This window comes from Clostridium sp. AF15-41 (assembly GCF_003604095.1).
Lineage (GTDB): Bacteria > Bacillota > Clostridia > Lachnospirales > Lachnospiraceae > Coprococcus.
On the sequence record NZ_QTMQ01000016.1, the window covers coordinates 49,903 to 58,320 of the forward strand.

At 37.6% G+C, this 8,418-nt stretch carries 8 protein-coding genes, 1 tRNA gene and 1 pseudogene; all 10 read left to right on the forward strand.

Going from position 1 to position 8,418, the window contains the following annotated elements; genetic code table 11:
- Positions 1–69: 69 nt before the first annotated feature.
- The 10 genes and pseudogenes from DWW43_RS10675 to DWW43_RS10720 all read left to right on the forward strand — a co-directional run bounded on the left by DWW43_RS10675 (position 70) and on the right by DWW43_RS10720 (position 8,368).
- Entirely contained in the window at positions 70–1,224 is a 1,155-nt protein-coding gene (locus DWW43_RS10675; protein WP_119963546.1) for an FKBP-type peptidyl-prolyl cis-trans isomerase, read from the forward strand.
- 89 nt (positions 1,225–1,313) lie between these two features.
- A tRNA-Leu gene (locus DWW43_RS10680) sits at positions 1,314–1,397 on the forward strand.
- Between the two features lie 145 nt (positions 1,398–1,542).
- The gene (greA, locus tag DWW43_RS10685; RefSeq protein WP_117785230.1) at positions 1,543–2,025 is read left to right on the forward strand and encodes a transcription elongation factor GreA; all 483 of its coding nucleotides are present in this window, start codon (positions 1,543–1,545) and stop codon (positions 2,023–2,025) included.
- Positions 2,026–2,066: 41 nt separating this feature from the next.
- Positions 2,067–4,136 (forward strand): lysine--tRNA ligase, encoded by a 2,070-nt coding sequence (gene lysS, locus DWW43_RS10690; protein ID WP_119963547.1) that lies wholly within the window; start codon positions 2,067–2,069, stop codon positions 4,134–4,136.
- 331 nt (positions 4,137–4,467) lie between these two features.
- Positions 4,468–4,596: pseudogene (locus DWW43_RS12360) on the forward strand (DUF6017 domain-containing protein); the annotation flags it as partial.
- 173 nt (positions 4,597–4,769) lie between these two features.
- Positions 4,770–5,372 (forward strand): Type 1 glutamine amidotransferase-like domain-containing protein, encoded by a 603-nt coding sequence (locus tag DWW43_RS10700; protein ID WP_015534087.1) that lies wholly within the window; start codon positions 4,770–4,772, stop codon positions 5,370–5,372.
- Positions 5,373–5,432: 60 nt separating this feature from the next.
- Entirely contained in the window at positions 5,433–5,996 is a 564-nt protein-coding gene (locus tag DWW43_RS10705) for a GNAT family N-acetyltransferase (protein WP_015534086.1), read from the forward strand.
- A 130-nt stretch (positions 5,997–6,126) separates the two neighbouring features.
- Complete coding sequence (locus DWW43_RS10710) at positions 6,127–7,062, forward strand: hypothetical protein (RefSeq protein WP_119963549.1); 936 nt, start codon at positions 6,127–6,129, stop codon at positions 7,060–7,062.
- A 203-nt stretch (positions 7,063–7,265) separates the two neighbouring features.
- Positions 7,266–7,670: a hypothetical protein gene (locus DWW43_RS10715; RefSeq protein WP_015534085.1), complete on the forward strand. Its 405-nt coding sequence runs from the start codon at positions 7,266–7,268 to the stop codon at positions 7,668–7,670.
- 257 nt (positions 7,671–7,927) lie between these two features.
- Positions 7,928–8,368 (forward strand): hypothetical protein, encoded by a 441-nt coding sequence (locus DWW43_RS10720; RefSeq protein ID WP_119963550.1) that lies wholly within the window; start codon positions 7,928–7,930, stop codon positions 8,366–8,368.
- The last annotated feature ends 50 nt before the right edge of the window (positions 8,369–8,418 follow it).

Sequence of the window (8,418 nt, forward strand, 5' to 3'; positions counted from 1 at the left end):
CAGATGTCGAAACAGAGTTCGGTAAATAAAGAATTAATAAGATGAAGTTCTGAGGAGAAAGATTATATTATGAAAATGAAGAAGGTAATGGCTCTGTGTCTGACTGCGGTTGTCGGCATGGGGGTGCTTAGCGGATGCGGAAGCACAAAGAGTGAATTCAGACAGTATGCAAAATGTGCAGAAGTAAAGGATTATGATGGTATCGAGTATGTACCAACGTCCAGAGAAGTAACACAGGATCAGATTGACGAGAAGATTAAATCATTCTGTACAGATAATAATGTAGAAACAAAGGATTATGACAGCGTGATCAAGGATGGTGACGATGTTAATATCAACTACGTTGAAACCATCAACGGCGAGGAAAAGGCAAAGAACGATGACGAAGCCGGAACCAGTATTGTTATGGGTAAGGATGCGTTAGCACCCGGACTTGATGAGCAGATGATCGGATTAAAGCCCGGTGTACAGAAGACATTCACAATCACATATCCGGACGATTATTCAGATACAACGGTTGCCGGTATGGAAGCAAAATTTGATGTAACGATCAATTATATCAAGATAACGACAACACCGGAATATACAGATGACCTTGTGAAGTCGGCTACGGATGGTAAATATACAACGACAGAGGATTATACCAAGTATCTGACGGATGAGCTTCAGAAGGATACAGATAAATCGGCAGACAGTACTGACCGAGCTAATGTGTTAAAAGCAATTAAAGAGAAAACAACGTTTACCAAATATCCGGAAGGCGAGATTGATGCATATGTAAAGAGTGTTATGGATAATATCGAATCCAGTGCTTCTCAGTATGGAATCGGTGTACAGACATTCCTACAGTATTTTTATGGATACACAGACGAGGCCTCATTTGTTTCCTATCTTCAGAGCACAGTTGAATCTGTAATGCAGGAGAAGATCGTTGTCAGCTCGATCGCGTTAGAAAAAGATCTGGTCGCAAATGATAAAGAGACTGATGCATATAAGCAGAAGCTGATGGATGATAATGAAGTAGACGAGGATACGATCAACTCCAAATATTCAGCGAGCGATCTGAAATTCTATGCAACAGAGGAAAAAGTTCTTGATTATCTGATGGGTACAGCTGTTCAGGTAGATTCAACAGAAGCAAGTTCAGAAGATGCATCGGAAGATGGTTCCACTGAAGCAGAGAGCACAGAGTCAACAACAGAGACAGCTTCAGAGGCAGAATAAAAAAATTAACGTTTTTACAAAATTTGTTTTGACAAGAAGCAGATGACGTGCTATATTAAACGAGTGCGTGAGATAAAGCACGTTTTCATGCAGTTGTGGCGGAATTGGCATACGCGCATGATTCAGGTTCATGTCCACTTACGTGGGTGTGGGTTCAAGTCCCATCAACTGCATTGATAGAAGAAAAAGAAGTCTTAGCTTTAAGGCTTCTTTTTTTTCTGTATACAGGTTTGACATTACAGGGAAACTGGAATATAATGTAGGATACTTGTGAGAACTTAACGGAAAACACAGATATTGTTTAGGAGGTAGTCGGCGATGGCTGAAAAGAAACAGGTAGTTACCTATACAGGACTTAAAAAAATTGAAGAAGAACTTCAGGATCTGAAAGTAAATAAACGTAGAGAGATTGCTGCCAAGATCAAGGAAGCAAGAGAGCAGGGAGACTTATCTGAGAATGCTGAGTATGATGCGGCAAAGGACGAGCAGCGTGATATCGAAGCAAGAATCGAGCAGTTAGAGGCTATCCTGAAAAATGTAGAGGTCGTTGACGAAGATGAGGTTGATACAGAGGTTGTCGGTATCGGCCGTACCGTAACAGTATATGATTATGAATTTGACGAGGAAATTGTATTCCACATCGTTGGTTCAACAGAAGCAGATATCATGAAGAATAAGATCTCTGATGAATCGCCGGTTGGTATGGCATTAAAGGGTGCGCGCGTTGGTGAAGAAGTAATAGTAGAAGCACCGGACGGAGAATTCAAATACAGAATATTAGATATCAAGAGAGCAATCTAATAAACAGAATAATCAATATAGTAGAAAGAGATTAAACAAAGATGGCAGAGAATAAGCAGAATAATCAGGCTAAGCCACAGGATGTAAATAAGCTGTTACAGGTTCGTCGTGAGAAGCTGGCAGATTTACAGGCGGCAGGCAAAGATCCATTTGAGATTACAAAGTATGATGTGACTTATCACAGCACAGATGTAAAAGAAGCATATACAGCGCATGAGGCAGAGCTTCTTGCAGGCAGACAGGAGCCGGACGTAGAGGGACTGGATGATGCACAGAAGAAGGAAGTGCTGAACAACGATTATAACGAGAGAAGAGCAATCATGGATGCATCACCGATCCATGTTAGCATTGCAGGACGTATGATGTTCAAGCGTGTTATGGGTAAGGCATCCTTCTGTAATATTCAGGATCTGAAGGGTAACATTCAGGTGTATGTTGCAAGAGATCAGATCGGTGAAGAAGCTTATGCAGATTTCAAGAAATCTGATATCGGGGATATCTATGGTGTAAAGGGATGGGCATTCCGTACAAAGACAGGAGAGCTTTCTATCCATGCAGAAGAAATGACACTTTTAAGCAAGTCATTACAGATCCTTCCGGAGAAGTTCCATGGCTTAACAGATACAGATGTCAGATATCGTCAGAGATATGTAGACCTTATCATGAATCAGGAGAGCAAGGCAGTATTTATCAAGCGTTCACAGATTTTAAAAGAGATCCGTAACTTCCTTGCAGATCGTGATTTCATGGAGGTTGAGACTCCTATGCTTGTTGCAAATGCAGGTGGTGCGGCAGCAAGACCATTTGAGACACATTACAATGCATTAAATGAGGATGTAAAACTTCGTATCTCTCTGGAATTATATCTGAAGCGTCTGATCGTAGGCGGACTGGAAAGAGTTTACGAGATTGGACGAGTATTCCGTAACGAGGGTGTTGATACAAGACACAATCCGGAATTTACGCTGATGGAATTATATCAGGCATACACAGACTATGAAGGTATGATGGAACTGACAGAGTCCATGTTCCGTTATCTTGCTGAAAAGGTTTGCGGAAGCACAAAGATTTCCTATAATGGAATCGAGATTGATTTCGGTAAGCCGTTTGAGCGTCTGACCATGAATGATGCGATCAAGAAATATACCGGAATCGACTTCGATCAGGTAGAAGATGATGCAGCAGCTAAGAAACTGGCTGATGAACACAATATTGCATATGAAGAACGTCATAAGAAGGGTGATATCATTAACCTGTTCTTTGAGGAGTTTTGTGAAGAAAAGCTGATCCAGCCTACATTTATCATGGATCATCCGATCGAGATCTCACCACTGACCAAGAAGAAACCTTCTGATCCAAGCAAGGTTGAGCGTTTCGAGCTGTTTATAAACACATGGGAGATGTGTAATGCATACTCCGAGCTGAACGATCCGATTGATCAGCGTGAGCGTTTTGCAGCACAGGATGCAAATGCAGCAGCCGGTGATGATGAAGCAGAGCATACAGACGAGGATTTCTTAAATGCACTGGAGATCGGTATGCCTCCTACAGGTGGTATCGGTTATGGTATCGACCGTCTGGTTATGCTGTTGACTGATTCACAGGCAATCCGTGATGTGCTCCTCTTCCCGACAATGAAGAGTTTAGGCTCGGATAAGCAGGAAAATAAGGTGTCTAAGAGTAATTCAACAGAGAATTGCGACCAGATTGTGACCGTTGAAGAGAAGATTGATTTCTCAAATGTAAAGATTGAGCCATTGTTTGAGGAAACAGTTGACTTTGATACATTTTCAAAATCAGATTTTAGAGCAGTTAAGGTTAAGGAATGTGTAGCAGTACCTAAGAGCAAGAAACTTTTACAGTTTACTCTTGATGATGGTACAGGTGTAGATAGAACAATCCTTTCTGGTATTCATGCATATTATGAACCAGAAGAATTAGTTGGAAAAACATTGATTGCTATTACAAACCTTCCACCTAGAGCAATGATGGGAATTGAATCTTGCGGTATGTTACTTTCAGCAGTAAACAATTTGAAAGATTCAGAGGATGAGGAGCTTCATCTTCTTATGGTTGATAACCATATTCCAGCAGGAGCAAAATTATATTAAAATAAAAAGAACACGCTAAAGAAATAGGACTTCCCGATATAAAAGTGAGGAAGTCCTATTTTTTATATACATTTCTTTGACGTATTTATTATTTTATCTTTCCAATCAATAACACTCTTAATTGATAATTTTTCTTGTGCTTGTATGAATGTTGTAATATATGTGTAGTCGATGTTATCATTTGAATCCACAGGAAGACGTATTTCCACATTTTTTTATATATTTTCATTAAACGAAGATTGTCCCCATGCAAAATTTTGAAATGCTTTTCTCATTACTGTTAGAAGATAGCAAGCAAGCTCTGGATTTAATTCGCAGTCATGATAAGACATGCCTTCGCAACAATACTACAAAGGTACGCAACATACGAAGCTATATGCTCACGACACTGTATAATGCTCCGGTAACATGTAGTAATTACTATAAAGCAGAAGTAAACCATGACTTCTATGGTAAGTAACGATTCATAGCTGCTGGAAACGGCAGTTGACTATATATTTTTCACCTTCCCTTCCTTTTGAGGGGCAGGAGGGCACACCTGCCTCTCGTTTTAAGGAGATTGCTGCAAGCATGATTCTTTGATATAATCAATGCAACAGTTTTACAAATCGGGATTTATAAAGGAGAATATTGATGAAACTATTTTTATGTTCGCACTTTTCAAGTGTAGGAAGTCTGATAAAGGAAGAAATTGAAAATAAGAAAGTCGCATTTATTCCAACAGCTTCGTTGCGTGAAGGCTACACCGGTTATGTCGGCTCGGCTCGAAAATTATTCAAAAAGTTGGGAGCAATCGTAACTGAAATTGATATTTCAACGGAGGCTTATTCAACGATACAGTCTGTTTTTGAAGATGCAGATGTGATATATTTTACCGGCGGAAATTCTTTCTTTCTTATGGACCAACTCCGTAAAACAAGAACTGATGGGTTGCTAAAAAAGGAATTGGCAAATGGAAAATTGATGATCGGCGAGTCGGCAGGCGCAATTATATGCGCTCCAAGCATCCAATATATCGAGCAAATGGATGAAAAGCCGGAGGACTACTCACAAGAAGATGATGCAGGGCTTGATTTGATTGATTTCTATGTTCTTCCGCATTATCTTACAGCACCATTTAAGAAAGTTACCGAGAAAATAATGACTGAGTTTTCGGATTTGAATCTATGCCCTATTAACAACCATCAGGGAATTGTAATTGATGGTGAAGGTTCAAAGGTTATTTGCAAAGACTAATTTGAAAAATCCTTTTTGGAAACTGGAAAATCGGAATTTTCTTGATGGTGGAGGATGCGTATGGAACATAAGGGCACAATTAGAATAGAAACAGATAGATTAGTTCTTAAACGACATGTATTAGATGATGCAGAAATCATGTTTAAAAACTGGGTAACAGAAAAAGATGTAACAAAGTTTTTAAGTTGGCAACCGCATAAAAATGTCGACGAGACAAAGCAATTACTAATTGATTGGATAGAATCGTATGATAAGCAGGATTTCTATTTTTGGACAATTGAGTTAAAAGATTCGCATGAACTGGTTGGAGATATATCAGTAGTAAGTCTCGATGAGGCAACAGAAAGTGTGGAGCTCGGGTATGGTATTGGAAGCAGATGGTGGGGAAAAGGTATAACTGCAGAAGCAGGAAGGGCATTGGTAAAATTCTTTTTTGAAGAAGTAAAAGTCAAACGTGTATATGCAAAGCATGCTGCAGGTAATCCAAACTCAGGAAGTGTAATGCAGAAAATGGGAATGAAAAAAGAAGGAATAATTAGGCAGTCGGGAACCTGTAATCAAGGTATTGTGGATGAAGTTTATTATTCCATACTTAGAAATGAGTATTTTAGTAATGATAATTGATGAAAAAATCTAATTTAGCGACACACTCGAAAATTTCAGTTTGTAGGGAACAAATCAGACAATTTTATAATAAAACAGCGTTAGAGCATTTATGTGTGAGAGAAAAATCAAGTGTAGGAGAATACATGACATGAAATATACGAATAAGCATATAAAAGAAGAATACAAATTCAATCAAATGTGGCGGACGATCGGAATGATTCTCTTATTGATAGGAATATTTTTGGTGGCATTTGGATTGATTCAGACAAAGAGAAAGATGGATTGTGTTCGACCATTTGAACAGGTATTACAGGAAGAAGCCAATCCTGCGAATCAGACAGCATATATTGATATTATCCAGGTACCGGAGAAACTGGCAGAAAATAAATATGAAGGATATTACCTTGTAACAACGGCAGAGGAAAGCTATATTGTAGGGATGCAACCGGAACAGTTTGCAGATTTGAAGCAGAGAGTTGAAGAGAATGGTACGGCAAGAGTGGAAGGCATGACGAAAGTTGTGACTGACGAGAACGTAAAAAAAATAATAAGTGAGTATATCAATTACAAATTTATTTATATATGTATGACGAAGCTTACCTATGGAAAAATACTCAAGGAAGGATATTTTGTGAATCTGGATATCGGAGGCATCTTAATATTGATTGGAATTTCGATGGTATTAACCCAGGTGCGTGCGATTAAAAAATACAGACATCCATTGGCAGAGCAGATTGACGAAGAATGTAATCAGCCGGAAGCTCTCTGGTTTAATGATTTTAGGATATATTTGACAAAGAACTTTCTTGTATCTGTATATGGTGGAAAGATGACTGCACTGGATCTGGCAAAGGTACGATTGACAAGACTGTTTGAAACAGTGAAGGGAAGCATGAACGTTATCACTTTGGAGGTAACGACAACAGAACAGGAGAAAATAACTGTCAGCGAGAATGAATGGTCATTTTTTACAATGAATGAAGAAGAGATTACTTATCTGACAGATGTATTCGGTAAAAGAAATATTGAATTTGTTTGTGAGATTCAACCAGATGAAGAAATCGATGAAGACGAAGAGTTTTGAAACGGAAATATTCAAAGAATGGAATTGGGATATTGCATACAATATAATAAAAAAGGTACAGATTTGAGTGAAGAAGATGTGGCTTTACATTTAAATGGGATGATTATAAAGAATTTAAGAAACTTTTAGATAAAGAATATAAAGATTATTTAAGTGTATAACCAGTATTATGAGCAAATTATATGAAGGGACAGATTTGATATATGGGTTTATTTAATAAAATGAAAAATTTTTTTTCGGGCTTTAAGTATAAGCTGGACAGAGAGATTTTAAGGGAATATCTCCAGCATACAATTGATTTTGCTGTCGAGAATAAGTTGCCATTTTGTGATGAATTTTATATTGCCGACAGTCTTGATGCAAAGGATAGATTACATGTCACTATCCTAAATTATGATGTACCGGGAGATGCTGTTTATGAGATTGAGAAGAGTTTTGAGGGAATAGTTATTTTTGCAAATCATGAGAAATGTTATGATCCGGAAAATGATCATAAGTATATTGATGCGGAAGATTTTATAAGCCAAGAGCTTTGCACGTTGCCAGAAGAGTTTTTTGTAGCCATGGATATCGCACCGACTATGCTTGAACAGTATATGATAAAATGAGCATTAGAAGACCGATGGTGTGGAGATTGTTTTGTTCACATAAAATGGAAAAGGTAGGATGGATTGTCGTGATTGTTATCGTGACTATCTTATATTAATTGGAGTAAAAAAGAAATTGAGGGGATATAAGTATCATACGGAAAAATAACTATATTATTTTGAAGAAAAGTACATAGTTTATCCCATTTCTAATATGATTTAATTATGTTACACGTTGATAAATCGGAATTTTAAGAATTGTCTAGGAGATATGATTTATGAAAAAAACACATTTAATAATTGTAAATATAATTCTTTTACTGTGGTATTTTCTTTCAATGATAGGATTGAAGATTGGAGACAAATACTTGGTAACAGGTGTATTTGAGGAAGAATGGCTATTTATGCTTATTCCGACAATTACATTCGTTTTAATGTTAGTTACAAAAAATGTTGGAAGGAATATACATTTGATATGGTTGGCAGGGTGGTTTGTCACTCAGTTCTTAAGTCATGAATGGTATACTTTATTTGGAAGAGGATTTATGGGAGAAATGGACAAGAAGATTGCCTATTTTTCAGAATGCATTCAATTAATAAATGTGGATGGAAGATATGTTCCTGATGTATATCATATTGTATTACATATTTTGATAATTATTGCATTTGTTGTGACCTTGCTTTATAGAGAAGAAAAAACATTAGTTGACGAAGTGTGAAAATTCCAGTTTTTGAAACTGAGAAATCGGAATTTAACGGAGGAATCATT

Excerpts from the sequence above, each read along its gene's own strand:
- DWW43_RS10675 (WP_119963546.1), top strand. The coding sequence starts at position 70 with ATGAAAATGAAGAAGGTAATGGCTCTGTGTCTGACTGCGGTTGTCGGC.
- DWW43_RS10715 (WP_015534085.1), top strand. The coding sequence starts at position 7,266 with ATGGGTTTATTTAATAAAATGAAAAATTTTTTTTCGGGCTTTAAGTAT.
- DWW43_RS10705 (WP_015534086.1), top strand. The coding sequence starts at position 5,433 with ATGGAACATAAGGGCACAATTAGAATAGAAACAGATAGATTAGTTCTT.
- greA (WP_117785230.1), top strand. The coding sequence starts at position 1,543 with ATGGCTGAAAAGAAACAGGTAGTTACCTATACAGGACTTAAAAAAATT.
- lysS (WP_119963547.1), top strand. The coding sequence starts at position 2,067 with ATGGCAGAGAATAAGCAGAATAATCAGGCTAAGCCACAGGATGTAAAT.
- DWW43_RS10700 (WP_015534087.1), top strand. The coding sequence starts at position 4,770 with ATGAAACTATTTTTATGTTCGCACTTTTCAAGTGTAGGAAGTCTGATA.
- DWW43_RS10720 (WP_119963550.1), top strand. The coding sequence starts at position 7,928 with ATGAAAAAAACACATTTAATAATTGTAAATATAATTCTTTTACTGTGG.
- DWW43_RS10710 (WP_119963549.1), top strand. The coding sequence starts at position 6,127 with ATGAAATATACGAATAAGCATATAAAAGAAGAATACAAATTCAATCAA.